Origin of the sequence: Cellulosilyticum lentocellum DSM 5427, assembly GCF_000178835.2 — a bacterium.
GTDB lineage: Bacteria > Bacillota > Clostridia > Lachnospirales > Cellulosilyticaceae > Cellulosilyticum > Cellulosilyticum lentocellum.
The window spans coordinates 1,088,561-1,110,806 of record NC_015275.1 but is presented as its reverse complement, the minus strand read 5'-3'; the positions used below and the strand labels follow the sequence as shown (position 1 = coordinate 1,110,806).

Below are 22,246 nucleotides of genomic sequence, written 5' to 3'. Positions count from 1 at the left end.
TCCTTTTCTTTTTATTTTTTACTTAAACAAAAGTCAATTTGCATTACTTCTATCCTTGATACTCTTTACTTAGTCTCTTGTACTCAACTCTATCAACCTCTCTTACATCATCACACTTGAAATACTTCTTGAATGTATCTATACCTGCTGTAGCTGCATCACTTCCATTCACTATATCAAGCTCAGCTGTAAGTCGTAGTCCTTGTAGATCAAAATACCTTTTCATACTCTCACCTCACTAAAAGATTAATTTGTACGTATTATTGATTTGATATTATCTTTGTCAATTGTTATGCTGTCACCAAGCTGCTCACTTTCAATGTGAATGCTGTCATCGTACAAAATGTAAACTTCACCTTTTACTTTTTCTCCACTTTTTGTTTCTATCTCTACATAGTCACACTCTTTAAGCTCCGTTTCTCCGTCAAGTATCCAGATTGTTACTGTATTTATATCAGCCATATTCTCACCCTTTCAAAAAGTTATTTTATTTACGTATTAACTGTTTAATTTCTTCTACTGCTTCATCAAATAACTTAGGTTGGCTCATTCCCCTCTTAGTAACTTTCACTCCTGTTGGTTGATGAATAACAGTTACAATACTTTCTCTAAGTTTACGAGGATACTTTTCACTATACTTCTCTCTATCAACGTAAACTCTTAGATCACTTCTATTAAGTTCCATGCTATCCCACCTTTAAAAAAACACTTTTATTTATCTCTAAGTGGACACCACTTAGGACTTGTACTATGCTCATTTCCTCTTATGTACCTGCATGTAATTACTGGATGCTCACATCTCCTATAAGTTCGGTTAGGGCATTTAGGTCCATACATGTATTTACATTCCTTACACTTTGGTACTGCCATATTCTCACTCCTTAAACAACATTTTGCTTTAACCACCAATATTGGGATTAGTACATTCCCATGTGTAATCTTTAAACTTTACTTCTTCATTTTTTATGATTGTACCTTTGTGTATTTCAATATCTTGATTAAATTCCATACCTCTCTCATATCCATAAATCTTAAAATCTACATTGTATTTTTCAGATATGCTTGCAAGTTCATGGGCTTCTATTCCCCATGCTTGCTTATACTCAAGAGCCAATACATCTTGCTCATAATCAAACCATATTTCATCTTCTTCTATGAACCCTCTCCTTGAGTCATTAAGATAAAATCCACTCTTGCCAGTTTTTACAATCATGAAATACTCTTCTTCTTTAATCTCGGCTTCTTCTGAATCTGAAAAGTGTCCCATAGGTTTAATACCATTCTTTAGAAAATTGATAATATCTTCCTTACTACCTCTTACTTTTAATGTTCCCTCACACCAATTTGGCATTATCTATTCCTCCTCGTATAATAAAAATCAACTTTGAGTTACTTAACCACTTTAATTACATGCTGATAGTAATAACATTCCTCTAGGCAGCCTTTAATTTTGCCATAAAAATAATTGCTAAATGTCCTTGTTACTTCTATTTCAACTACATTGTCATAGCTTATTCTGTAATCAACAATGTTGCCTGCCTTAATGTTATTCTTAATCCACACAATTCTTGCTTTGCTTTTAAGCACTGCTTCGTCCAGCTCTATTTTAAACTCAGGACATGGCTTTTCTTTTAGCTTACTCTTATCAGACCTCGCAGCAATAACTGCTATCTTCTGTGCTTCTTTAGCTGTGTCGTATAGTTTCTTATCAACTCTGCTTACTAAATACAGCCTTTCTTGTGCTGCATATGCGGATATGTTAGGGTAGCATTGTTCATTTGCTACTTTTAAAGTGCATTTATTCTTGATTATGTACTTAGCTATAACAATTCCCTCTCTTGCCCTATTAGGATTGCGTATTGGCATGTTGCTTACTCCTTTCGTACTTTGCTTTAGCTTCTAAGTGGTCTAGGACTGCATAAACTAGACTCTGCCATAAACCGCTTCCCTTGTATCTGTTGCATATATTAGGCAGCTCTTGTGATAATTTATCAAAGTCGGTGTTATCATAATTTTCTTCTAACCACTTGTAAGCATCATCAAACATTTGTCTTTCTTTTAGCATCTAATCACCTTTAAAATGGAAATTTTTCCTGTCTTATTAGTTGTTTAATCTTTTCCACTTGCTCTGGTTTCCAAGTGTATTGTGGCCTAGCGCCTGCTATAAATATTTTATTAACAGTATCGAAATCAGCTCCGATTCTAAATGTGTCTCCTGTAGGTCTATCCTTTGTACAGCTAATATAACTGTTATAAATATGTTGTCCACCAGCTTCTGCCTTTTGCATTTCCTCGGCTGTTGCCCTTCTAACTGTAATTACTACACTAGCTAGGTTTACTACGTTAAATGATCCTGATACGTCTTTATTCTGTATGTCTAGTTCGCTAGACTTGTTAGGATGTGCTACTAATACAACTGTAACATTGTAGTTTTTACAAAACTGTACAAGAGCATTGGTTAATTCTGTTTGTATGGAATTGAGTTTTTGGGTTTCTATTTCGCATGTTAAAGTCATAAGGTTGTCTAGGAAAAATACTGTTACACCTTTTTCTTTATGCATACCCTCTAGCATTTCAATTACGCTGTCTACTAGATTGTTTTTTTTGAATTGACCATCAAATATAAAGTATTTGTTTTTAAGCCACTTCTTAATTTGATGATCTGTTTCATATGTAACCGAGTAATCAAAATCAAATGCTGAATACCTTCCACCATACAGTTTTCTTGGAGTCTTAATTATGTCTTTTTGGTCTGCAAGCTTAAGCTCTAGCTTACTTAAAAACCTTTCCTTTGTTTCTTCACCAGCGTAATAAAACACCTTTCCATCTTGCTGTACCACACTCAAACTAAGCTGCATTGCAAATTCACTTTTACCATTTCCTGTGTGTCCTGTTATTAGCCATAACCCACCACTTTCAAGGCCTCCTGTTTTACCATCTATCATGTCTATTTGAGTGAAATACTTCCGTATTTTAGTCTTGTCCTCTGACTTCACGCTCGATATATCAGTTACACCAGGTATACTTACATCTTCTAAATCAGTCATTAACGCTGCCAGCATATCACTTGTAGCTTCTTCACCATACTTGACTAAAAACTCATTTACAGACCTACAGTCTCTTAAGTAGCTAAGACTTATGGTTTTAACTTCTACATTGTCGTTACATATGCGTTTATTTGCTTCGTATAGCCATCTTTGAGTGTCGGATGTATTAATTAACACCACTCTGTTAAACTCGTGTATAAAATCAAATGCATTGCTTATAGACACATATTCATCTAAGTTGTCAATCAAAGCTATAACGTTGTATTCAAGTGGTCTTACTTGGGCTATGGTTAATAAATCCCACTCATTTGTTGTTATATAAAGTACACTCCTATCTTCATTACACCTATGTATTCCCATTGGGAAAGGTGAAAGCCGTTCAAATGTCAAAGGGTTGTGCGTTATACCTACCTTTGCTTTGTTACTAAGATAATCTATAGACTTGCTATATCGTAGTCCTTTGTCAAAATCCATATCATCATAGCAATTAACAAGCAATTTTTGCCCTGTATCCGTACAACCATATAGACCACAAGCTACGGTACTATCTATATGCTTATCTTCTAAAATCATCTAATCACCTACATTGCGTCAATTGGCATATATCCGTTTTGATCTAAGTTAACAGCGTTATTAGATACAACAGGTTCTGATTTCTTATTTCTGTTTTCCCAAGTTCTAATAGCTGCTTTCCAATCCTTCATTTTTGTGTTACCAACTTTCCATCCCTTAGAAGAATAGAAATCAATAAATCTTTGAGGATCTATTCCGTTGCTTCTCTCTTCACAATAAAGTTGTACTTCTTCAAGAGTGGGTGGAGTGAAACGACATATATTATTATTCTTTTCTTTTTTTACATTCTTTACATTCTTGTTTGTGTCAGCTTGCTGTTTATTTGCTGTCACTTTGTTGTCAATCTGCTGTTCATCTGCTGTTACTTTGCTGTCAATATCTTCATCTTTTGATTGATATAGCTCCCAATTTTCAATGGTTACAACCCTATATTTGCTGTTCATTTTCATTGATATTATGTTTAGTTTTTCTAGTGCCTTTAAGTAGTTATCTGTAGTACTTTCTTTTAGTCCTAATTCGCTTGCCGCTTTCTTTCTTCCAGTAATAAATTGCCCAGGTGTAAGCTCTATAGCATTAAGCCCTACAACTTGATCGCGCTCCTTATGAGAAGCCTTTAATAAGCACCATATAAACACTTTTAAAAGCTTCTCATTTTCAAAAACGCTACTGGAAAGAAGTTTTCTGTGTAATCTTACCCATCCCTCCATAGTTACCTCCTAGAATGGTAAGTCGTCGTCCTCGTCAAAGTTAGTAGGTGTAAAGCCTGCTGAGCCATCTGTATTAGATGCTTGATTATCTCCTTTGCTACCACAAAACTCCACTCTTTCAGCTACTACATTAGTAAAAGTTTTCTTTACTCCATCTGTGTCTTGTGTACTAACTTCAATGCGCCCCTGTAAAAGTATTTCTTGACCTTTTTTGAAGTACTGGCCAATAAACTCTGCTGTCTTGCCCCATGCTTTGCAGTTAATAAAGTCACATTCACCTTGCTTCATACGGTTCACAGCTAGTCCAAACATACAATAAGCCTTAGGCTCTGAAGCTTGTGTATATCTAAGTTCTACATCTTTTGTAAGTCTACCTTTTAAAACAACATTGTTCATATCTATTTACCCTCTTTCGCTTCTAATTTTTCATATCCATCTAACATAAATTTATATTGAGCTAAGGTTAATTCCTGCACCTTGCACCCGAATTTCTTCTGTACCTGCTTATCCACTACCAAACTACTAACCTGCTTATCTCCAGCCACCTTATAAAGCTCTTTAACTTGATCATCTGTTAACACTATTTCATGGTTTTGTGGTTTAGAGTGACCTAGTGTGTATCTTTCCTTCCCTTTGTTGTCTGTTATTACAAGCCTTACTATCTCTCTGTCATCGTTGTAGCCTATTTCAGCAACATTAAATTTCACATTGGTGCTATACTTCCCATTTCTATTTTGTAATTCACTAGAGTCTAATTTAATCCATATAAAAGGGGCTGTATAAAGCTCTCTACCAATGCCTAGATTAAAACAAGCTCTCTTGAATGAGTCACTGGCTTGCCCTTTTTCTTTCTCTGTATTGCTTTCTGTTCCTACGTCTTGCTTACAAACCCATTGTTCTATATCCTCATTAAAAACCGATACTGTGCAAAACAGATTCCCATTTATTAGATCATGGCTCCTTTGCCAATTTAAGCACCCAAATGTTTCATCTAATATCTTCATGTCGCACCTAGCATCTTTATAAAGTAATAAGCTGCATCCAGTTTCTTTAACTTGTTGCACTCTACACTCTATTTCACTTGCTTTTAATAACCTAATATTCACTAAAACGCCCCCTCTTTCAATTTGTTCCTTAAAGCATAAATCAATGTCTGATATATGTAATGTCCTGTATACTTGCTGTCTTTTTGATAGTGGGTACTAAACCCAAACCTATTCTCAAATGTCTTAAGAGTAGCTATAAAGCTTTTAGGCTTATACTGTGTTGTGTAGTTATGATTAACTATGTCATCATATGTAGCGTTCTCAATCAGCAATATTAGCTGTCCTCGTACTCTGCTAAACTCTTTAATCATGCGTTCACGCTCATGCGCTAAATTCCCGCTTAATTCGTTTAGATTAGCCTTGCGCTCTATAGTTAATATGTCACCAAAGTAAAAGTCACGTGCTACGCTAGGAGCTTCTACCTTAAGCGTAAAATCACCGTATTCTAGCTTTTCTCTTACATATGGTATCTTCTTGCTGTCAAAGTATTTCAGTATGTGATCGCATTTCTGCTCTCTAGTATCTACCACAACCTTGGCAGACTTGATTATTTCTGTAATTTCCTTGTCTGTATATCTGTACAAGTTGTCACCCCTTAATTTGTATACTTAACTAAAACTGCCTGAGCTCTTTTTCCAGTTTTTTAAGCTGATACTTTTTACTACAGATTTCAAGTCCAGTTTGTAAATTAAATTCATCTTCTGGTAAGCATTTAGCAAAAGTATGTATTCCATCGTTGAATTTACATTCGATAAGTTTTCCTTTTTCCCTATATTGGAAGTCGGTGTAACAGTCACTCCATTTAGACCATTCCTGTTTTACCATTTTTGATTCCAGTTTAGTTGTTTCTTTTAACCTATCAAATACATCATCTAAACGGCTTATCTTTCCTAAATACAAATTATCTTTACTAATTTCCTGGTATCTACTCATGATCGTAGACGTGTATGTACTCTTTCTTATTTCAAGATATTGTACTAACCCAGTGTTTTGACATAACTCATTTAACAATTTTACTGATTCATCATTATTTTCTCCCCAGTTATCACCATCTGAGAACTGCAACACTTGAATATCATAATTATCAGTATCATATTCTTTTACAATTTCTAAAGCTTTTTCATAACCACTACTGATGTACGTTCCACCACTTTCCCCTCTATAGAAAAGGTCATTTTCACTCACCTCTTTAGCTACCGTTGTATGAGCTACAAATCTTGATTCCACAGTTTCATAATTACCACTTAAAAATCCCTTGTATGTATCCATATACAATTTAGCCATATTCTTTTTTGTCTGCCCTACACTTCCACTTACATCCATAATATTAATCAACACTACTTTTGATTTATTCATAACATCTTCTCCTTTTCTCTCAATACAAACAATGCTTATGAAACACATCTACTTGCAACCTGCCTAATCCATCTACATTCTTTGTGTAGGCTTCGCTTCCCTTTGGTACCAATGTAGTACAATCTCGGCACCAACCTGCATATATAGTCCCTTCATAATTAACCTCTAACTTAGTCTTAGCTTCATCCTCTTGCTCTTGCGTGTAATCTAATTCAACTTTATGTATGCCTTGGTTAGGCCCATTTAGGCATAGCGTTTCGATTACTTTCCCCATCTATAACACCACCAAATTACGCTTTAAATAAACTTCTAAGCAATCAATGTGTATCATCTTATTGCCATGCATTATAACGCTCATTCCTTTGTATAAGTCCTTGTGGCACCCACAATCACACTGCCCCATATAGTTAGCTTGATAATCCAGTTCTCTAGGCACCTCTAAATGAACAATTATGTGCTTGTTGCCTACTCGTTTAAGTTGTCTATTCTTTGCTTTTAGCATTTTAATAGCATTTTGATTCCTATATATCTCTAGCTGTGTACTAAGCTTCACCATGGCACCTCTTTTCATAGCGGATTCTATAGTCCATAACTTGGTTGTAAGTTAATCCTGTAGCTTTGCAAATATCCACATTAACCATGTTAGCCACAAACATATTAAACACTTCTTGCTTTTCCGCTTCGTTTGTTACGCTTGCTTTCTCGTCTATTGTAGGCATATGTATTCTCCCTTCTTATTCCATTCTTATTTATGTCTATAATTACTCGTACTTTTCTAGTTGCTGTCACTACTGGCACATCTTCGTCTACTTCCTTTATGTACATGTCTTTCTCTTTGCATCTACCTCTGCACCAGTAAGGGTAGTCGCTACACCATCTGCATGGATCATCAGACATCTACCTCACCCCTAACTCTTTGATTAAATTGTAGAAACTAGCTATCCCACACACACTTATAAGCTCTTGCTTTCTGCCAGTAGAGTGATGTTTTATTATTTCTGCTACAGCAAGTAGCCTTATTACGTTTCTAATCGTCTTGTCAGCATAGCCTAGCTTTACGAGCTGGTCTCGAAGCACTATCAGCTTGTAGCCTTTAGCCTTGATAAGCTTGTCCAATATATAAATCAAGAAGTCTTTTTCACTATTTGTTAACTCTACTATTAAATTTCTTACATCTCTCATTTGCATACCAACCTTTCTGTGGTATAATAAATACGATAATTATTTCTTATTGGCATTATTTAAGTTGGCGCTTAAATAATGCTTTTTTCTTGGTCTATTTTCCACATGAAGCCTATCGCAGGCCTTTCCTTCTTGGCTGCATCTCTTAAAGTTTTTGTATCTGTATAATTGGCCTTGGCTGCTTTCCTTAATGTGCTATACTCTGCAAGTATTTCTCCAGTATCTAAGTCTATCTGTTGAACTTCTACTGCTCTTACCGGAGTACACTGTATTTGCATAAGCTTACTTCTTTTTATGACACCTAGATTTTCAACCCTATTATTTGCTTTGTTGCCATCTTTATGATAAATAACATGTCCTTTAGGAACTTCTCCAACAAATAGCTTATATACCCATTCTTGAGCTCTAAATTCTTGCCTTTTTCCATTAATCTTAATTGCCATAGTCTGACTTGTGCTTTTTGTTCCATAGAAAGGTAGTCTATAAACACATCTATCGGGCTGACATCTTAGATACGATCTATATCTGCCATAGCTACTCACCTGCCACAAACTGTTGGGGATATCTCTCCAAACTTCATCAGGTATAATCTGTTTTGCTAATAACTCTCTAAACGCGCTTAGTGGTGTATCTAATTCTAATAAGTAACAGTTTAAAATCTTAAGCTTGCATCCTATGGAACCTCTCACGGAATTTATTGTTCTGCCAGTAATTCCGGCTACAGTATTCAAATCAGTAAGCTTTCTTTCAGCTGTAAACGGATCAAATAACCATACTTTCTTAGTCATGATTAGACCTCCTTATAAACATCTCTCTTCTGTTTGCCTGAGCGAGATATAATAACTAGCTTCTCGTTTGTGTCACGTTCTACTAACCAGTTCTTAGGATCTAATTTTCTTCTTGAAATTAAAATGCATTGCTTTTTAGTTGGCTTGGTACCGTGTTTCATTTTAGCCTCCTTCTTTTTTCCCTCTCTCGCCTAGCTATCCTAGGTTGTCCTATCCTCCAAGATGTGTATAAGATTGTGGATAACACTAATATATATCCCCAACTCATAAGAACACCGCCAGTGCGAAAATAAATACAAATGCTGTAATGCCTGCTAAAACATCACCTAAAATCTCAAGCTTTGGTTCTCCTCTACATAGCTCTTTAAACTCGTCTAGCATTAAAGCTTTTTTAAGCATCTGCTCAACTCCTTTTGATACAAGAATTGGTTAATCTATAACCACCAATATGATTGCTGGGCCATTCACCTTTACATCAACATCTTTATATGGTTCAGCAATTGTTTTTTCTATACCTTCTCTTCTTGACAATTCTTCAACTAACTCTTTTGTTGTAAACCGACTTAAGTTATTCTCTTTCATGGTTCTACTCCTCCTATTCATTAACAATCTCACTAATTTCCCCTTGAACTCTCCAGTACTCTCCATAAATAAGTTCTGCCATTTCTGCTATTGTTAGGGGTCTTTTTTCACCTGTTGAATCATCTGTGGTTGTATATTCAGCCGCTTCAAGAATATATTCACCAAATTCATTTACTAGAGCTTCAATAGCTTTCTTGTTTTCTTCATCAATATCACGCTTAATAACTTCAATAATTTCTTGCTTACGTTCATCCTTTGATAAGCTGCAATCACTTAGGCTTATAAAATTACACTCAACGGCTTTCTCTACTATTTTTTCAATCACTTCTCTTTTCATTCCTATACCCTCATTTCTCTGTTCTCTAAAAATTTACCTATAAAGTAAGCTTGTCCTTTTGGTGTAACATAGGTAGTAAAGTTAGTATGGAAGTTTCCCTCTTTGTCTGGACTAGTTCTCTCTACTAGCTCCAGTACCTTTAAATTGATAGCTTTTTGAGTAGCTTTACATGAAAACTTTTCTACAAACTCTTTCTCTCGTAGCCATTTATACAGCCTTTGTTCGCCTATCTGTATTCCGTTTTGAGATATTAACCTAGCAAGCTCACGAACTAATATAGAATTCTTAGAAGCTGTTATGGCATTTGCAAAGGCTACTTTCGGTTCTTGTTCTTCTAGCAGCTTTCTATTTTTAGCATTTTCAAGCTCAATAACCTTTTTCTCCTCTTGTTCTTTAATCCATGCCTTAGCACGTTCCACCGGATCATCAATCATATATGAGTCTTTCTTAAGTGTTTTGTTTTCTTTCTCTAGCTTTTCTATGTACTGCACTGTCTTGTATCTAACTACCGCTGATTCTTTATTAAGCATTTGTAAGACACCAGCTTTATTCATGGAGTAGCAAGGTCTTTCTTGATTTTGCTTGTCTGAATATGACCCGGGGGAAAAATTTCCTTGGGCTATCCCAGCTTGATTTAAAGTTTCAATTTCTTTTCTGATAGATTTCATTAAATCGCTGTGTTCTTTTTCGGATGTATTACCCTCTTCTGCTCTAAATCTGTTAATCATTTCTACTAACTTAACGCTAGTAATTCTTACATCGTTGCTATCTGAACCAACCAAAACAACTGTTGTTTGATCTCCTTGTGCTAATGCATTACTCATTTGCTTGTTCATGCTGTTTCTCCTTTCAACAATTCATTAAGACTATCACCCTTAATCTTTATTCCACCAAGTTTTACCGTGTCTAATTCACCGCGCTCAATCATGTTATATATGGCTCTTGGTGTTCTATGTAACATCTCAGCTACTTCTCTAACTGTGTAGAAGCTCTTTTCAATCTTATTATTTTCAAATGCCAGCTGAAGCTTTGCCACCGCTTTTTCTAGCTGATTTACTTTCTTTAACAAGCGCTCTTCTTCTTTTTTTGTCATATGTATCCTCCTGGTTTTAAATAACAATGCTTAATCCCAATATTTTAGCTATCTGTTCCTTGCGTTTTTTTGCTGGCCTTACACCTTTTAAGATATCTGTTAGATAAGGTGATGATATTCCCATCTCTTTTGCAAGGTCGGCGTTATCCATATCTTTATCGATAAGCGCCTTGGCTACTTCCTTTCCAAATAATGTATATTGTTTGGTTTTTGGTGATGCCATTCTAATTCTCCTTTCTTTATAAAATGTGCTATATATTAGCTAAATAATGTTGACAGATGATTTAAAACAGTATATTATTGAGTTTAGGAGATTAAAATCGTCAATAAGGGCATAGTAAATAAACACACGTTGGGGAACGGGTTGGTTTTTAGCTATAACCTTTGTTTACTGTTTGTATATTTTTGTCGTTTTATTTAGCTTAAATTCAGTATAGACGATTTAAAACTTCTTGTCAATAATTTTTAGAAGATTTATATCTTCATTTTAGAAAGGTGAATAGTATGACTATAGTTGATAAGATAAAAAGTCTATGTGAGTCAAAGGGAACAACCATGACAGCACTTGAACGAGAATTAGAGTTTGGAAAGGGAGTAATAAGAAAATGGGATAGCGCTGCTCCGAATTCTGATAAGCTTCAAAAAGTTGCAGATTACTTTCATGTTACAACTGATTATTTACTTGGTCGCGAAGAAAAGTCTCTTGAATTAAATGCACGAAACAAACGAGATATTGCCAAAACTCTTGAAGAAATAATGGATAACATAGATCAAGGAAACGCTCTTGCTTATGGTGGTGAAATTAAAGAGGAAGATAGAGAACTGTATAAAATGGCGCTTCAACACGCTCTTGAAATTGCCAAGCTGAAAAGTAAGGAGAAATTCACTCCTAAAAAATATAAATAGTGAGGGATTGCTTTTGAATAAAGACTTTATAAATAGGAAAATTAATGAAATTACTAAATGTGGCTCTTTGACAAACTTATATGAAATTGCTAAAGCTAATAATATCATTGTTTATGAAGATTACTGGGGTACTACCACTGCTGGTGCTTATCACTATCAGTATAGAATGAAGATTATCATGTTAAATACTGCCTTATCATATTTCCATAAGATGATTGTATTGGCTCATGAAATAGCACATGCATTTTTACATCCATATGAAGAAGCTAATTTTTCATTAATTGGGCTAAAAAAAGATACCAAAGAAATAGAAGCTAACTATTTTACCTGCAAACTACTTGATGTAATAGGATTTTGGGATAATGACGAACTTTGTATCTATGAAACTGAACTGTCTAAAACGGATAGAGGGTTTATTGACACATATAGAAATTACATAAATGTAGGCATCTAAGGTAAATATGGAATAACTAATAAAAGGGGTTAGTGCTACCAACACTAAACCCCTGTGCATGAGTTATACTCATACCGTTTCAAATTAAGTATATCTTATGCACTCCAATATTTCAATAAAATAATAAGGAGTGAGTGTTTTGGCTAGTTATTTTAAAAGAGAATTCAAAAAGAAGGATGGCACAACATATACACGCTGGGTAGGCGAAGAAAAAATAAATGGTAAAACTAAATCAGTATACGGAAAAACAGAAAAAGAATGCAAGGCTAAAATTAAATCACTCATACTGGAACACGAAATTTACGGAAACGAACTAAAGAAGAATATCTATACCCTCTCGGAATGGACTTATAAGCAACTTTATGAAGAAGTGAAGCCACACATACAAGCAAGTACGTTCGAACGATATATGAGCATATATAACACTCATATAAAGAATTCTGTAATAGGTAAAACAAGCATAACTGATATAAATCAGATTGATATACAAAACTTTTTTAATTCAAAAAATGATATGGCTACTGGTGTACTTAAAATTATGAGGTATACCATACGGAGAGTTTTCGAATATGCAAAAAAACATGATGTTATAAGAGAAAATCCTTGCATAGGCATTAAAATACCACCATCTAAAGCTAAAACTAGAGATATTATTATAATGACATTAGATGAGCAAGAAAAGTTTATCGAAGCTGCATCAACCAGAGATAATAAAGCATTATTTTTAACAGCACTGTTTACTGGTCTTAGAATGGGAGAATTAATAGCTCTTAAATGGGAAAATGTAGACCTTAAAAATGGCACAATAAACGTATGTGAATCTTATAAGCGAGTTAGAGCATATACTGATAACGGCGATTCAGAATATATAATAGATAAAAAAGCACCCAAGACAAAAAATGGTAATCGTATAGTGCCAATTCCCACTAAATTATTGCCTATTCTTAAAGAGATCAGGACAGACAATGAATTAGTATTCTGTAACGCTAAAGGACAACCTATGACCGAAATAACTATCAGGAGAGAACAAAAGCGTATATGCGAACAAGCTCAAATACGATATATTAATTTTCACGCATTAAGACATACGTATGCAACTAGATTAATAGAAAATGGTATAGATGTGAAAACAGTATCCATGTTAGTAGGTCATGCCGATATCCAAACTACGCTTAACATTTATGTCCACAGTACAGATGACACCAAAAAGAATGCTGTAAATACATTGGACAAATTTTTTAACTGTAAATCATACTGTAAATAAACTTCAAAAATACTTACAGTTATTGAATATCAACATATACAAATCTTTATATACGCGTGTTCAAGTCACGTCATTCCGATTAAAACCACCTTATTAGATAAATAAGGTGGTTTTTTATTTATCATCATGTGACCTTTTTAAACTTCCTAGCTCTTTTACAAAAAGGTAATATAGACACCTTAAAGCAGACTTCCTTACTCATTTTTTTATCATTACATCACAGTTTATCCCTTTTTGTCTAATTAATTTTTCGTAAAGAATTTAACAACTCTCACTTTTTATTGAAGTACCTATTCAAACACTTTACCATTCGTGCACCTTACTTACCAGCTTCGATAAATTCCATCTTCTTTAATTTCTATCACACCTTCTTTCATCAATCTACCAATGGCTCTTTTAAAACCTGCTTTACTCATTCCTAGCTGCTTTTTAATCGTCTCTGGTGAACTCTTATCATGAAGTTTTAACTTCCCTTCTTCCTTATCTAATATCTCCATAATCTTTCTTGCATCATCTTCCATTTGCAAATGTGCTGGTTTTCTCACACTAAGTTCTAGTTTACCGTCCGGTCTAACCTTACTTACTCTTAAGTTTAATAAATCACCTACTTTATAATCTCCATAGAGCTCTTTAATAGGTACTAAACCATGATACTTGTTATCTACAGCTATAAATGCACCAAAAGCTTCTTTTATATTATAGAGGATTCCACTCACCTCGTCTTTTTCCCTATAAGGTGAATGCGCTTGTAATAGTTCATAAATCCTCATAGTGGCACAGAGTCTATCACTTTTGTCTCTATACATACCTACTAAATAAGAGCTTCCTTTATTCACTTTTTCTGTTTGCTCACTAAACGGTAAAAATAAATCTCTTTCTAATCCCCATTCCAAAAATGCACCTATACGATTAATACTTACCACTTTTAATAGTGCTAGTTCTCCTATTATTAACTTTGGCCTTTTAAGAGTTGCAATCTTTCGGCCTTCTGAATCTCTATATACAAATACTTCTATCAAATCCCCTATTTGCAAAGTTTCTGGTTTTTGCCCTTTAGGAAGTAAAATATCTCTATCACTTTTTTCTAAATCATTTAAATATACACCTTGCGTGGCTTCTCTTACTACTTTCAACCTCTGAAACGTTCCAATTTCTATCATGACATTCTCCTTTGCTTACTCCTACTAATCGACCTCCATCATAACATAGTCCTTAACTCAGGTGCTACCTTTCTAGCTCACTTTATTTTTATCTATTTCCTTAAAAATACAAGGTGCTTCATCTTCTTCCTTTACTAAATTATATTGAGAACTATTGTCCTGAATAAAGTAGCAGCTCCACATAAATCGTAATAAAAAATACAACACCTTTATTTCTGCTCAAAATAAAGGTGTTGTATTTTAAAATTTTTTCTATTTATACAAATCCTACTATAAATTGCTATAGCCAACCCTTTTCTTTCCAATACTTTTTATCTAATCCTACGATACCATTTTCATTATAAGTATTAATCATCTTTGCCATAAGCTTCATCATTATATACCTAAATAAATTAGTGCTACCTAAGTTCTGGTGAACGAGTGCTTTATAGAAGATTTTGGCTCTTTTTCTAGCTTTCTTTCTCATGCCTTCTACATTCTGTCCATATTGTGCTTCTCTTACACTAAAAGAATATATTTTTCTAAATCCAAGATATTTAAATGTACTTCTAATTGTTCGATGTGTATTTTTCATTCCTGCTCCTGCTGCTGTTGCAAAGGAGAAACCTACCTTATTAAAAAAGATAGGTTCAGGTCGATGAGAAAGCCACAGGGTAAATAAGTGATCTAATACATTTTTTAAGCCTCCAGTCACATCGAATACATAAGTAGGGGAAGCTATAATAATACCATCTGCTTCCCTCATTTGCTTTATGATGGGTAGCATGCTAGCACTATGTGGGCAATACTCTATGCCCCTTATAAGACAAGTTTTACATCCTGAGCATATATATGGCATGGCTTCTGGCACAAAAACTTCTTCAAACTCTATTTCTTCTAATCTTTCTGCTAGCTGCTTTAGCTCTCTTTTAAATACCTCCATTGACTTATAAGTAAACCCTTTTCGATTCGTCCCATAAATAATAAGTACTTTCATATCCTTTCCCCCTCGCCTCTGCTAGGCTCTTATTTTAGAGCATTATTATTCTTGAAGCTTCAATTAATAGTGTTTTAAAAATAATAGTACTAGATAAAATAAAAAACATAACCTTCCAATACCCTTGCTTTCTTATAAATAAACTACTTAATGCTGCAAAACCAATGACCGCTCCTGCTAGGGTACATAAACGTGATTGTATACTAGGGAGTGTAAACAGCCCTGCTTCTATACTCTCCCCCATAGCAGCTCGTACTGAATAATGATAGTCATCTCTAGTTGCTACCAAAATACATACCCAAAGCCCCCATAAGACAATACATAGTACCCTACGCCCCCATGTTTTTATTGTATTTCTTTTTATATAAGTATAACCTATATAAATCCATATGCTTATTATTGATAAACTAGAAATACTTGTTATTATGTTTCCAAAATATAGCTCCATTTTTATCCCCCTCCACAAACTAACACTTGTTAGTATTATATTAACTAATGAATGTTTGTAAATCAAGTTGATTTGCAGATTTTTAATTAAATTTTAATCATTTTAAAAAAATCAGTACTATCAATCCACTATTTTGTAATACAGCTCTGTAGCATAACTAGATTTAAGCGGCTCTCCTTCTTCAATATGATAAGTTCTAGTACCATCCTCCTGTCGCATGGCTCTTAAGCATAATATATCTTTTTCACTTTTTAAACTCATTTTTTGTGCATATGAATATAGATGGGTTACATAAAAAACATCTATGCTCGACTCCTTTAGAGCCTCTATTACTTCTTCTGCTAATTGTGCACCATCTTTTTCCGCAGTAGTACTGAATGTTTCATTCATCAGTATCATACTATTAGGCTTCATCATACTAATAAGATATTTCATTTTTCTAATTTCTTGTTCTAGTAAGCCTACTATCATCATTTCATCTTCCGAATCGGTAAAATGCGTAAATATCCCTGTAAAAATCTTATTTTCATATTGATTGGCTGTCACAAATAAGCCACATTGAGCCATAAGCTGTGCTATTCCTATACTTCGTAAAAAAGTAGTTTTCCCACCTTGATTAACTCCTGTAATTAACCAAAGGTGCTTGTTATTAGCTATGAAGCTATTACCTATCGTCTTTTGCTTCTTCTTTAAGCTAAGCCCAGGGTCTATAAGCTCTTTAAATATAAACCTGTCACACTCTTTCTTTAAAGTAGGCTCACATATGCATATACCTTGCTCTCTAAGTGTTTCTTCTAACTGAAAAGCACCTACATAAAAGGCAAATTCACTTTTTAATGCCTCAAATAAGTAGCCTATTTCTTTATTTAAACTTGAAAACCTTCGAATATATTCTATTAAAACAGCTTCTCTGATTTCTTCTGCTTGATTTTCTAAAGCACTATAATCTAAGCTAATCACTTTTTCTCTTTTTGCCCTTTTTCCAATCAAATACTTTTTTGGACCTTTCACCTCTTTTTTCTCCGATTCTATATATTCAAGTTCTACCTCCGTATACTTTCCTCCTCTTCCTATCTCCCCTGCTAATATAATAATGGCTCCTTCTTTGATTTTCTGAGCTATTTTTATCAAATCTTCTACCTCATAAAAAAATGAATTGGAATACTTACTTAATAGTTCCTCACATAAGCTTTGCATTTTAAAGGAATGAACTACTTCTTTTAATTGACATAAAGATTCACACACTTTATAGAAGTAGCTTACCTTTTTTTCTAGAATTTCACTTTGTGCCATAAGTCTTTTCTCACTACGGATAGTTTGATTATACTTAGGCTTTATAAATTCCTCTTCTTCCTTGGCCACTTCAATACCTTCTGACACATACTCATAAACTAATCTAAAAAGTTTAGGATACTGCTTACAATCTTTCCTTACCTCTTGTCTAGCGCTAATCTCATCTTCTTTCATTAAAGGGGTTAATAGATGTTTTTTACAAATCTCATAAATAAACCTATCCTTTTGCGCCATAGCTTCAAGGATAATCTCCAAATTCAAATCCCTTATCAACAAATCTTCATATGTTAACTGTTCTTTATTCACTCTCAGCTGCTTTTCCATGAGCTATCGCCTCCTTTATCTCCTTTTTGGTAAGACCATACTTCTTAGCTATTGTTGAAGCATAAGCCAACTCTCCGGCTGGCTTTCTTGCAATTGTATATGTTCTTGTATGAAGCGTATCTTCCAGGACTTCTGCTACTAGACTTATCATTTGTGGACAAGTATCCGTCAAGCTTGGAACATGAGTTACACAAAAAATATGGTGCCCTTGTTTTAATAATCTCTTGATTAAAATCTGACTTAACTCGTAAGCATCTACAGACGTAGTTGAAGAAAAAAGCTCATTAAATAAGTACATCCGTTTTCCTTCATCAGAAGTTTCTAACAATGTTTTAATGCTCATTAACTCTTCTTGTAATTTGCTATTTTGTAGCATAGCACTTTCTTCTGTGCTAAAATGCGTACATATACCTTGATACAACGGTATCTGTGCCTTACTAGCTGGTATAAATAGTCCTTGCAGGGCCAAAACAATACTTTGCCCTAGACTCCGAAGATAAGTCGTTTTTCCACCTTGATTGGCACCTGTAATCCATGCCCCATATTCCTCTGGTCCTAGCTCTATGCTATTTTTAATAATTATAGGAGACATTAATTTTCTTGCTAACGCTAGATCATACATACCGCTTAGCTTTAATGATGCTTCTTTTGAAACCACAGGGTAAGTTACAAATAGACCTTTCTCTTTTAACCTTTTCTTATAAAGGATTACTTGAAAATAGAAATATAAATCTTTTCGTAATCGTCCTATCTTCGAATCATAAAAATCTTTATGATTTTCTATCCAGAATTTACACTTATTAAATAATGTTGAACATTGTTCTAATAAATAATCTCCTATTTGTTGCTCTATATTATTGTAAGTAATCTGGTTAAAAAAAGAAGATTTCTTACTATTATTATCATCTGCTTTCTCTCGATCATCCATTGTTTCCTCATGATTGATAGTAATACTTACTTCTTTATGTGATACCTTCATAGTATAGTGAATAGTTTTTAACCTTTCATATAAGTTTTCGCTCTCTTTCCATATGATGTGCTCTGTATTTATTAATGCTTTCATATATCCAATGGCTAATTGAAGGCCTTTAGATGCTATACGATATTCTACTAGATTAATAAACTTCTCTATTGCCTCATAGTAAACTATCATAGCTTCTAGTTGATAGGCTATCCTTTGCACTTCATGAGTTACCTCCCCCTTATATCCGATTAGCTTTTGTACTAGTTGCAATTGTTCTAGTAAATAGTTAACTCCTTCAAAAACTGCATCCTTATCTAAATCTTTGAGTATATCTTGCCTATAAATAATTAAGGATAATTCATTTGGTACTTCAAAAAATAATTTTCTATACTCTTCATCATCCCTGATAGGAAATATGTCTTCTGTAATTTGATTAAGATTCAGGTCTTTATAAAATAAAGGAACTTCCTCAAATGCTTTTTTCTCCTGCAGTGCTACCATTTTATTACCTATATACTCATATTTGCGCTCATCTTTTTGAGATAATAAACCCTTTGGCTGCTGTTTTGCCTTTTCTTTTAGCTTGAGCATTTGTTCCTTTGATTCATATAGCAAACTAAAAAACGTCATAGCTTATCCCCTCCTTTTTAGATGGAGTATAAACTATGACGCATGTGTAAGGTCAACCTTCTTTTTTAAAGCCATAAAATTTGTGAGAAATCATGTTCTAGCTTTTCATTTTCTAAGCAAGCTAGGCGTGCTAACTTAGTGGCTTCAGCTTGTTCATCTGCTGATTCTTTTAACATACCTAATGCTTTTAGCATAGCATTAATATTCTCAATATTATATGTGGCCACTTCCACAATTCGTTGCTGCTCTCTTCTTTTATCACATAATCTATCAATGACTTGTTCCTTTAATAAACCTGCTTCTTTCATTTCCTTAATTTCTTGCAATGAAAAACCTACCTTTTTAAAGCTAATAATGGTATTTAACTCTAACATTTGTTCAGTATCATAGTAACGATAGCCATTTTGAGGATCTATGTATGCTGGATGAAATAGCCCTAGCTTATCATACAAACGCAGTGCTCTATCGGATACATTACAAAATGCTGCAAAATCTTTTATTTTTATAAGCATGTTTCTCTCCCTCCTTTTGCTAACTGCATTGTATTCTTCGTGTTCTTGCTTTACCACTTTTCCTACAAATAACTCTTTCCATTCAATAAGAAGCACTCAAATTGTTCCTAGTTCTAGTAGACATTTGAGTGCTTCTTATTGAATTACTTTTTACTCACCTAAATACGCTTTCTTAATAGAATCATCATTAATTAGATCTTTTGCATTACCTTCTAGTACAATCTTCCCTGTTTCTAGAACATAAGCTCTATCAGCAATAGAAAGTGCTTTTTTAGCATTTTGCTCTACAAGAAGAACGGTTGTACCGCTGCTGCTAATTTCCTCAATAATCTTAAAAATCTCGGAAACATATAGTGGAGAAAGTCCCATAGAAGGTTCGTCCATTAAAATAATTTTAGGATGTGACATAAGTGCTCTACCCATTGCTAGCATTTGCTGCTCACCGCCACTTAAAGTCCCTGCAATTTGTTCTTTTCTTTCTTCAAGTCTTGGGAACTTGGTATAAATCATACGAAGTGTTTCTTCCATTTCTTTCTTATCATTACGAGTATATGCGCCTAACTTTAAATTTTCAAGCACTGTAAGCTCTTGAAAAATTCTTCTACCTTCTGGTACATGAGCCATTCCCATACTTACAATATGATGTGCTGGTGTTTTAAGAAGGTTTTTTCCTTCAAATTCTATACTTCCTGCTCTGGCCTCTACTAAACCTGTAACGGTATGAAGAATAGTGGTTTTTCCCGCACCATTAGCACCAATTAAAGCAATAACTTCACCCTCATTAACTTCAAAAGAGATTCCCTTTATTGCTTGAATCATGCCATAATATACTTCTAGATTTTCTACTTTTAACATAGCCATAAGGTTATCTCCCTTCTATTCTCCTAAGTAGGCTGTAATAACTTGTGGATCATTTAATACCTTGCTTGTTTCACCATGGGCAAGTTCTTTACCAAAGTTAAGCACTGTAATCTCTTCACATATACCCCCTACAAGCTTCATATCATGTTCAATAAGTAAAATCGTCATCTCAAACTTATCTCTTACAAAGCGAATAGTCTCCATGAGTTCTGCTGTTTCATTAGGATTCATGCCCGCTGCTGGTTCATCCAAGAGAAGAAGCTTTGGATTAGTTGCTAATGCCCTAGCAATCTCTAATTTTCTTTGCTTACCATAAGGTAAATTAGATGCTAACGTCTCTTTTTCTTTATCTAAATCAAATACAGCCAAAAGCTCTGTAGCCTTCTCATTCATTTCTTTTTCTTCTTTAAAATAACGTGGCAAACGAAACATTCCTTCTACCACAGTATAATGCTTTTGATTATGCAAGCCTATTTTGACATTATCAAGAACTGACATATTATTAAACAAACGAATATTTTGAAAGGTTCTTGCAATTCCTTTACGGTTAATCTCTATAGTAGCTTTACCAGTTAAATCTTCACCATCTAATAAGAAGGTACCACTAGTTGGCTTATAAACACCTGTAATCATATTAAATACAGTTGTTTTTCCTGCACCATTAGGTCCTATTAAGCCGTATAATTGTCCTTTTTCAATTTTTAAATTAAGTCCATCTACTGCTCTAAGGCCACCAAATACAATGGTTAAATTATTAACCTCTAATAACGCCATCTTCAGCTCCTCCTTTCTGTGCTTTTTTACCTTTTAACCTAGCGAAAAAGCTCTTTTTAAATTCAGCAAACTTTGGAGATGCATTTAGAATCATCATGACAATAAGTACGACTGCATAAATAAGCATTCTATAATCCGCAAGACCACGAAGTACCTCCGGAAGCACAGTAATAATAGTAGCTGCAATAATAGAACCTCTAATACTGCCCATACCGCCTAGTACTACAATAACTAAAATCTCAATAGATTTATTAAAGTCAAAGGTATCTGGTTTTAAAATACCTAGGTTATGGCCATACAATACGCCTGCCGCACCTGCAAAGAAAGCAGCTACAACAAAAGCCAATAACTTATGATAAACTACATTAATACCTACAGACTCAGCTGCTATAATATTATCTCGAATAGAACAAATAGCTCTACCTGCTCTAGAATTAACTAAGTTAGAAATAATAATAACTGTAATGACGATAATCACAAATACTAAGGTATAGTTTGCAGACTTATCAATTCCTTTTAAACCACCTGCACCACCTGTAACCTCTATATTCATTAAAATAGAACGAATAATTTCTCCAAAAGCCAGCGTCACTATTGCTAAATAATCTCCTTTTAATCTTAGTGCAGGAATACCGATAATACATCCAAATACTGCTGCTACTAGACCACCAATAATAAGAGCAATAGGTAGCTCAATATATGTTGGTAAATTCGCATAGATTGTAAACATACAACCAGCATAAGCACCTACCGACATGAAACCTGCATGACCTAAGGTTAGCTCTCCTAAAAAACCAACAGTTAAGTTAAGAGAGACCGCTAAAATAATATTAACTCCAATTGGTACTAATAAACTTTGATAGTGTCTTGATAAAGAACCTGTCTCTACAAGCATAAAAACAAGAGCATAAACTGCTATTGCAGTAACAATTGCTATGATATTCTTTTTATGTATGAGTTTTTTCATAG

Annotated in this window: 37 protein-coding genes; 3 read left to right on the top strand and 34 right to left on the bottom strand. The window is 34.2% G+C overall.

All coding sequences use genetic code 11. The annotated features are described in order from the left end of the window. Positions 1 to 49: 49 nt before the first annotated feature. The 25 genes from CLOLE_RS22860 to CLOLE_RS04830 all read right to left on the bottom strand — a co-directional run bounded on the left by CLOLE_RS22860 (position 50) and on the right by CLOLE_RS04830 (position 10,934). Complete coding sequence (locus CLOLE_RS22860) at positions 50 to 226, bottom strand: hypothetical protein (protein ID WP_013655987.1); 177 nt, start codon at positions 224 to 226, stop codon at positions 50 to 52. Positions 227 to 246: 20 nt separating this feature from the next. After that, the gene (locus tag CLOLE_RS04920) at positions 247 to 462 is read right to left on the bottom strand and encodes a hypothetical protein (RefSeq protein WP_013655986.1); all 216 of its coding nucleotides are present in this window, start codon (positions 460 to 462) and stop codon (positions 247 to 249) included. Positions 463 to 487: 25 nt separating this feature from the next. Further along, positions 488 to 685, bottom strand: a complete 198-nt coding sequence (locus CLOLE_RS04915; RefSeq protein WP_013655985.1) for a hypothetical protein — start codon at positions 683 to 685, stop codon at positions 488 to 490. A gap of 26 nt (positions 686 to 711) precedes the next feature. Beyond that, complete coding sequence (locus CLOLE_RS22855) at positions 712 to 870, bottom strand: hypothetical protein (protein ID WP_013655984.1); 159 nt, start codon at positions 868 to 870, stop codon at positions 712 to 714. A 28-nt stretch (positions 871 to 898) separates the two neighbouring features. After that, complete coding sequence (locus tag CLOLE_RS04910; protein ID WP_013655983.1) at positions 899 to 1,351, bottom strand: hypothetical protein; 453 nt, start codon at positions 1,349 to 1,351, stop codon at positions 899 to 901. A gap of 38 nt (positions 1,352 to 1,389) precedes the next feature. Next, a complete protein-coding gene (locus tag CLOLE_RS04905) occupies positions 1,390 to 1,866 on the bottom strand; it encodes a hypothetical protein (RefSeq protein WP_013655982.1) in 477 nt (158 codons plus the stop codon). After that, positions 1,847 to 2,065, bottom strand: coding sequence for a hypothetical protein (locus tag CLOLE_RS04900; protein WP_013655981.1), 219 nt, complete (start codon positions 2,063 to 2,065; stop codon positions 1,847 to 1,849). Before CLOLE_RS04900 ends, CLOLE_RS04905 begins: the two co-directional genes overlap by 20 nt. 10 nt (positions 2,066 to 2,075) lie before the next feature. Continuing rightward, the gene (locus tag CLOLE_RS04895; protein WP_013655980.1) at positions 2,076 to 3,620 is read right to left on the bottom strand and encodes an AAA family ATPase; all 1,545 of its coding nucleotides are present in this window, start codon (positions 3,618 to 3,620) and stop codon (positions 2,076 to 2,078) included. 8 nt (positions 3,621 to 3,628) lie between these two features. Next, on the bottom strand, positions 3,629 to 4,327 hold the full coding sequence (locus CLOLE_RS04890; protein ID WP_013655979.1) for a hypothetical protein: 699 nt from the start codon (positions 4,325 to 4,327) through the stop codon (positions 3,629 to 3,631). Between the two features lie 9 nt (positions 4,328 to 4,336). Continuing rightward, positions 4,337 to 4,723: a single-stranded DNA-binding protein gene (locus tag CLOLE_RS04885; protein ID WP_013655978.1), complete on the bottom strand. Its 387-nt coding sequence runs from the start codon at positions 4,721 to 4,723 to the stop codon at positions 4,337 to 4,339. Positions 4,724 to 4,725: 2 nt separating this feature from the next. After that, positions 4,726 to 5,433: a hypothetical protein gene (locus CLOLE_RS04880; protein WP_013655977.1), complete on the bottom strand. Its 708-nt coding sequence runs from the start codon at positions 5,431 to 5,433 to the stop codon at positions 4,726 to 4,728. Beyond that, positions 5,433 to 5,957, bottom strand: a complete 525-nt coding sequence (locus CLOLE_RS04875) for an ERCC4 domain-containing protein (protein WP_013655976.1) — start codon at positions 5,955 to 5,957, stop codon at positions 5,433 to 5,435. The genes CLOLE_RS04880 and CLOLE_RS04875 overlap by 1 nt, the downstream gene beginning before the upstream one ends. 28 nt (positions 5,958 to 5,985) lie before the next feature. Continuing rightward, a complete protein-coding gene (locus tag CLOLE_RS04870) occupies positions 5,986 to 6,729 on the bottom strand; it encodes a DUF444 family protein (RefSeq protein ID WP_013655975.1) in 744 nt (247 codons plus the stop codon). Between the two features lie 19 nt (positions 6,730 to 6,748). Continuing rightward, on the bottom strand, positions 6,749 to 7,003 hold the full coding sequence (locus CLOLE_RS22850; RefSeq protein ID WP_013655974.1) for a hypothetical protein: 255 nt from the start codon (positions 7,001 to 7,003) through the stop codon (positions 6,749 to 6,751). Continuing rightward, complete coding sequence (locus CLOLE_RS04860; protein WP_013655973.1) at positions 7,004 to 7,282, bottom strand: hypothetical protein; 279 nt, start codon at positions 7,280 to 7,282, stop codon at positions 7,004 to 7,006. Further along, a complete protein-coding gene (locus CLOLE_RS22845; protein ID WP_157864040.1) occupies positions 7,272 to 7,448 on the bottom strand; it encodes a hypothetical protein in 177 nt (58 codons plus the stop codon). The genes CLOLE_RS04860 and CLOLE_RS22845 overlap by 11 nt, the downstream gene beginning before the upstream one ends. A gap of 178 nt (positions 7,449 to 7,626) precedes the next feature. Continuing rightward, positions 7,627 to 7,911, bottom strand: coding sequence for a hypothetical protein (locus CLOLE_RS04855; protein WP_041712911.1), 285 nt, complete (start codon positions 7,909 to 7,911; stop codon positions 7,627 to 7,629). Positions 7,912 to 7,982: 71 nt separating this feature from the next. Continuing rightward, entirely contained in the window at positions 7,983 to 8,699 is a 717-nt protein-coding gene (locus CLOLE_RS04850) for an HNH endonuclease signature motif containing protein (RefSeq protein ID WP_013655969.1), read from the bottom strand. A gap of 2 nt (positions 8,700 to 8,701) precedes the next feature. Continuing rightward, positions 8,702 to 8,860 (bottom strand): DUF6906 family protein, encoded by a 159-nt coding sequence (locus CLOLE_RS23330; RefSeq protein ID WP_013655968.1) that lies wholly within the window; start codon positions 8,858 to 8,860, stop codon positions 8,702 to 8,704. Positions 8,861 to 8,963: 103 nt separating this feature from the next. Further along, positions 8,964 to 9,098: a hypothetical protein gene (locus CLOLE_RS23790; RefSeq protein ID WP_013655967.1), complete on the bottom strand. Its 135-nt coding sequence runs from the start codon at positions 9,096 to 9,098 to the stop codon at positions 8,964 to 8,966. Between the two features lie 30 nt (positions 9,099 to 9,128). Further along, entirely contained in the window at positions 9,129 to 9,281 is a 153-nt protein-coding gene (locus CLOLE_RS22840) for a BC1881 family protein (protein ID WP_013655966.1), read from the bottom strand. A gap of 13 nt (positions 9,282 to 9,294) precedes the next feature. Continuing rightward, positions 9,295 to 9,618: a hypothetical protein gene (locus CLOLE_RS04845; protein WP_013655965.1), complete on the bottom strand. Its 324-nt coding sequence runs from the start codon at positions 9,616 to 9,618 to the stop codon at positions 9,295 to 9,297. Positions 9,619 to 9,620: 2 nt separating this feature from the next. Further along, positions 9,621 to 10,454 carry a phage antirepressor Ant gene (locus tag CLOLE_RS04840; RefSeq protein WP_013655964.1) on the bottom strand — a complete coding sequence of 278 codons (834 nt, stop codon included), beginning with the start codon at positions 10,452 to 10,454 and terminating at the stop codon, positions 9,621 to 9,623. Then, on the bottom strand, positions 10,451 to 10,711 hold the full coding sequence (locus tag CLOLE_RS04835; protein WP_013655963.1) for a helix-turn-helix domain-containing protein: 261 nt from the start codon (positions 10,709 to 10,711) through the stop codon (positions 10,451 to 10,453). Before CLOLE_RS04835 ends, CLOLE_RS04840 begins: the two co-directional genes overlap by 4 nt. A 16-nt stretch (positions 10,712 to 10,727) precedes the next feature. Further along, positions 10,728 to 10,934: a helix-turn-helix domain-containing protein gene (locus CLOLE_RS04830; protein ID WP_013655962.1), complete on the bottom strand. Its 207-nt coding sequence runs from the start codon at positions 10,932 to 10,934 to the stop codon at positions 10,728 to 10,730. 281 nt (positions 10,935 to 11,215) lie between these two features. Here CLOLE_RS04830 and CLOLE_RS04825 point away from each other — a divergent pair, with 281 nt between their 5' ends. From CLOLE_RS04825 to CLOLE_RS04815, 3 genes are all read left to right on the top strand, one after another. Continuing rightward, complete coding sequence (locus tag CLOLE_RS04825) at positions 11,216 to 11,617, top strand: helix-turn-helix domain-containing protein (protein ID WP_013655961.1); 402 nt, start codon at positions 11,216 to 11,218, stop codon at positions 11,615 to 11,617. A gap of 67 nt (positions 11,618 to 11,684) precedes the next feature. Further along, positions 11,685 to 12,071, top strand: coding sequence for an ImmA/IrrE family metallo-endopeptidase (locus CLOLE_RS04820; RefSeq protein WP_242825770.1), 387 nt, complete (start codon positions 11,685 to 11,687; stop codon positions 12,069 to 12,071). A gap of 139 nt (positions 12,072 to 12,210) precedes the next feature. Continuing rightward, a complete protein-coding gene (locus tag CLOLE_RS04815; protein WP_013655959.1) occupies positions 12,211 to 13,335 on the top strand; it encodes a tyrosine-type recombinase/integrase in 1,125 nt (374 codons plus the stop codon). A gap of 323 nt (positions 13,336 to 13,658) precedes the next feature. Here the strand turns inward: CLOLE_RS04815 and CLOLE_RS04810 are convergent, their stop codons facing one another. The 9 genes from CLOLE_RS04810 to CLOLE_RS04770 form a co-directional block, all read right to left on the bottom strand. Then, positions 13,659 to 14,495, bottom strand: a complete 837-nt coding sequence (locus CLOLE_RS04810) for a CvfB family protein (RefSeq protein ID WP_013655958.1) — start codon at positions 14,493 to 14,495, stop codon at positions 13,659 to 13,661. A 280-nt stretch (positions 14,496 to 14,775) separates the two neighbouring features. Next, the gene (locus CLOLE_RS04805; protein WP_013655957.1) at positions 14,776 to 15,471 is read right to left on the bottom strand and encodes a flavodoxin family protein; all 696 of its coding nucleotides are present in this window, start codon (positions 15,469 to 15,471) and stop codon (positions 14,776 to 14,778) included. 34 nt (positions 15,472 to 15,505) lie between these two features. Then, entirely contained in the window at positions 15,506 to 15,919 is a 414-nt protein-coding gene (locus CLOLE_RS04800) for a hypothetical protein (protein ID WP_013655956.1), read from the bottom strand. Between the two features lie 120 nt (positions 15,920 to 16,039). Continuing rightward, positions 16,040 to 17,536: a MutS-related protein gene (locus CLOLE_RS04795; RefSeq protein ID WP_013655955.1), complete on the bottom strand. Its 1,497-nt coding sequence runs from the start codon at positions 17,534 to 17,536 to the stop codon at positions 16,040 to 16,042. Then, the gene (locus CLOLE_RS04790; protein WP_013655954.1) at positions 17,511 to 19,130 is read right to left on the bottom strand and encodes a MutS-related protein; all 1,620 of its coding nucleotides are present in this window, start codon (positions 19,128 to 19,130) and stop codon (positions 17,511 to 17,513) included. Before CLOLE_RS04790 ends, CLOLE_RS04795 begins: the two co-directional genes overlap by 26 nt. Positions 19,131 to 19,195: 65 nt before the next feature. Continuing rightward, complete coding sequence (locus CLOLE_RS21660) at positions 19,196 to 19,642, bottom strand: MerR family transcriptional regulator (RefSeq protein WP_157864039.1); 447 nt, start codon at positions 19,640 to 19,642, stop codon at positions 19,196 to 19,198. 150 nt (positions 19,643 to 19,792) lie between these two features. Next, positions 19,793 to 20,503, bottom strand: coding sequence for an ABC transporter ATP-binding protein (locus CLOLE_RS04780; RefSeq protein WP_013655952.1), 711 nt, complete (start codon positions 20,501 to 20,503; stop codon positions 19,793 to 19,795). A gap of 15 nt (positions 20,504 to 20,518) precedes the next feature. After that, positions 20,519 to 21,277, bottom strand: coding sequence for an ABC transporter ATP-binding protein (locus CLOLE_RS04775; protein WP_013655951.1), 759 nt, complete (start codon positions 21,275 to 21,277; stop codon positions 20,519 to 20,521). Beyond that, the gene (locus CLOLE_RS04770) at positions 21,258 to 22,244 is read right to left on the bottom strand and encodes a branched-chain amino acid ABC transporter permease (RefSeq protein ID WP_013655950.1); all 987 of its coding nucleotides are present in this window, start codon (positions 22,242 to 22,244) and stop codon (positions 21,258 to 21,260) included. Before CLOLE_RS04770 ends, CLOLE_RS04775 begins: the two co-directional genes overlap by 20 nt. Between the last annotated feature and the right edge of the window lie 2 nt (positions 22,245 to 22,246).

Bases quoted from the DNA above. Each gene is read 5' to 3' on its own strand.
- CLOLE_RS04825 (WP_013655961.1), top strand. From the start codon at position 11,216: ATGACTATAGTTGATAAGATAAAAAGTCTATGTGAGTCAAAGGGAACA.
- CLOLE_RS04840 (WP_013655964.1), bottom strand. From the start codon at position 10,454: ATGAACAAGCAAATGAGTAATGCATTAGCACAAGGAGATCAAACAACA.
- CLOLE_RS04920 (WP_013655986.1), bottom strand. From the start codon at position 462: ATGGCTGATATAAATACAGTAACAATCTGGATACTTGACGGAGAAACG.
- CLOLE_RS04900 (WP_013655981.1), bottom strand. From the start codon at position 2,065: ATGCTAAAAGAAAGACAAATGTTTGATGATGCTTACAAGTGGTTAGAA.
- CLOLE_RS04790 (WP_013655954.1), bottom strand. From the start codon at position 19,130: ATGACGTTTTTTAGTTTGCTATATGAATCAAAGGAACAAATGCTCAAG.
- CLOLE_RS04870 (WP_013655975.1), bottom strand. From the start codon at position 6,729: ATGAATAAATCAAAAGTAGTGTTGATTAATATTATGGATGTAAGTGGA.
- CLOLE_RS23330 (WP_013655968.1), bottom strand. From the start codon at position 8,860: ATGAAACACGGTACCAAGCCAACTAAAAAGCAATGCATTTTAATTTCA.
- CLOLE_RS22845 (WP_157864040.1), bottom strand. From the start codon at position 7,448: ATGCCTACAATAGACGAGAAAGCAAGCGTAACAAACGAAGCGGAAAAG.
- CLOLE_RS04835 (WP_013655963.1), bottom strand. From the start codon at position 10,711: ATGACAAAAAAAGAAGAAGAGCGCTTGTTAAAGAAAGTAAATCAGCTA.
- CLOLE_RS22850 (WP_013655974.1), bottom strand. From the start codon at position 7,003: ATGGGGAAAGTAATCGAAACGCTATGCCTAAATGGGCCTAACCAAGGC.
- CLOLE_RS23790 (WP_013655967.1), bottom strand. From the start codon at position 9,098: ATGCTTAAAAAAGCTTTAATGCTAGACGAGTTTAAAGAGCTATGTAGA.
- CLOLE_RS04830 (WP_013655962.1), bottom strand. From the start codon at position 10,934: ATGGCATCACCAAAAACCAAACAATATACATTATTTGGAAAGGAAGTA.
- CLOLE_RS04775 (WP_013655951.1), bottom strand. From the start codon at position 21,277: ATGGCGTTATTAGAGGTTAATAATTTAACCATTGTATTTGGTGGCCTT.
- CLOLE_RS22840 (WP_013655966.1), bottom strand. From the start codon at position 9,281: ATGAAAGAGAATAACTTAAGTCGGTTTACAACAAAAGAGTTAGTTGAA.
- CLOLE_RS04895 (WP_013655980.1), bottom strand. From the start codon at position 3,620: ATGATTTTAGAAGATAAGCATATAGATAGTACCGTAGCTTGTGGTCTA.
- CLOLE_RS04855 (WP_041712911.1), bottom strand. From the start codon at position 7,911: ATGAGAGATGTAAGAAATTTAATAGTAGAGTTAACAAATAGTGAAAAA.
- CLOLE_RS04915 (WP_013655985.1), bottom strand. From the start codon at position 685: ATGGAACTTAATAGAAGTGATCTAAGAGTTTACGTTGATAGAGAGAAG.
- CLOLE_RS04850 (WP_013655969.1), bottom strand. From the start codon at position 8,699: ATGACTAAGAAAGTATGGTTATTTGATCCGTTTACAGCTGAAAGAAAG.
- CLOLE_RS04885 (WP_013655978.1), bottom strand. From the start codon at position 4,723: ATGAACAATGTTGTTTTAAAAGGTAGACTTACAAAAGATGTAGAACTT.
- CLOLE_RS04810 (WP_013655958.1), bottom strand. From the start codon at position 14,495: ATGATAGAAATTGGAACGTTTCAGAGGTTGAAAGTAGTAAGAGAAGCC.
- CLOLE_RS04845 (WP_013655965.1), bottom strand. From the start codon at position 9,618: ATGAAAAGAGAAGTGATTGAAAAAATAGTAGAGAAAGCCGTTGAGTGT.
- CLOLE_RS21660 (WP_157864039.1), bottom strand. From the start codon at position 19,642: ATGCTTATAAAAATAAAAGATTTTGCAGCATTTTGTAATGTATCCGAT.
- CLOLE_RS04770 (WP_013655950.1), bottom strand. From the start codon at position 22,244: ATGAAAAAACTCATACATAAAAAGAATATCATAGCAATTGTTACTGCA.
- CLOLE_RS04890 (WP_013655979.1), bottom strand. From the start codon at position 4,327: ATGGAGGGATGGGTAAGATTACACAGAAAACTTCTTTCCAGTAGCGTT.
- CLOLE_RS04905 (WP_013655982.1), bottom strand. From the start codon at position 1,866: ATGCCAATACGCAATCCTAATAGGGCAAGAGAGGGAATTGTTATAGCT.
- CLOLE_RS22860 (WP_013655987.1), bottom strand. From the start codon at position 226: ATGAAAAGGTATTTTGATCTACAAGGACTACGACTTACAGCTGAGCTT.
- CLOLE_RS04800 (WP_013655956.1), bottom strand. From the start codon at position 15,919: ATGGAGCTATATTTTGGAAACATAATAACAAGTATTTCTAGTTTATCA.
- CLOLE_RS04805 (WP_013655957.1), bottom strand. From the start codon at position 15,471: ATGAAAGTACTTATTATTTATGGGACGAATCGAAAAGGGTTTACTTAT.
- CLOLE_RS04780 (WP_013655952.1), bottom strand. From the start codon at position 20,503: ATGGCTATGTTAAAAGTAGAAAATCTAGAAGTATATTATGGCATGATT.
- CLOLE_RS22855 (WP_013655984.1), bottom strand. From the start codon at position 870: ATGGCAGTACCAAAGTGTAAGGAATGTAAATACATGTATGGACCTAAA.
- CLOLE_RS04910 (WP_013655983.1), bottom strand. From the start codon at position 1,351: ATGCCAAATTGGTGTGAGGGAACATTAAAAGTAAGAGGTAGTAAGGAA.
- CLOLE_RS04795 (WP_013655955.1), bottom strand. From the start codon at position 17,536: ATGGAAAAGCAGCTGAGAGTGAATAAAGAACAGTTAACATATGAAGAT.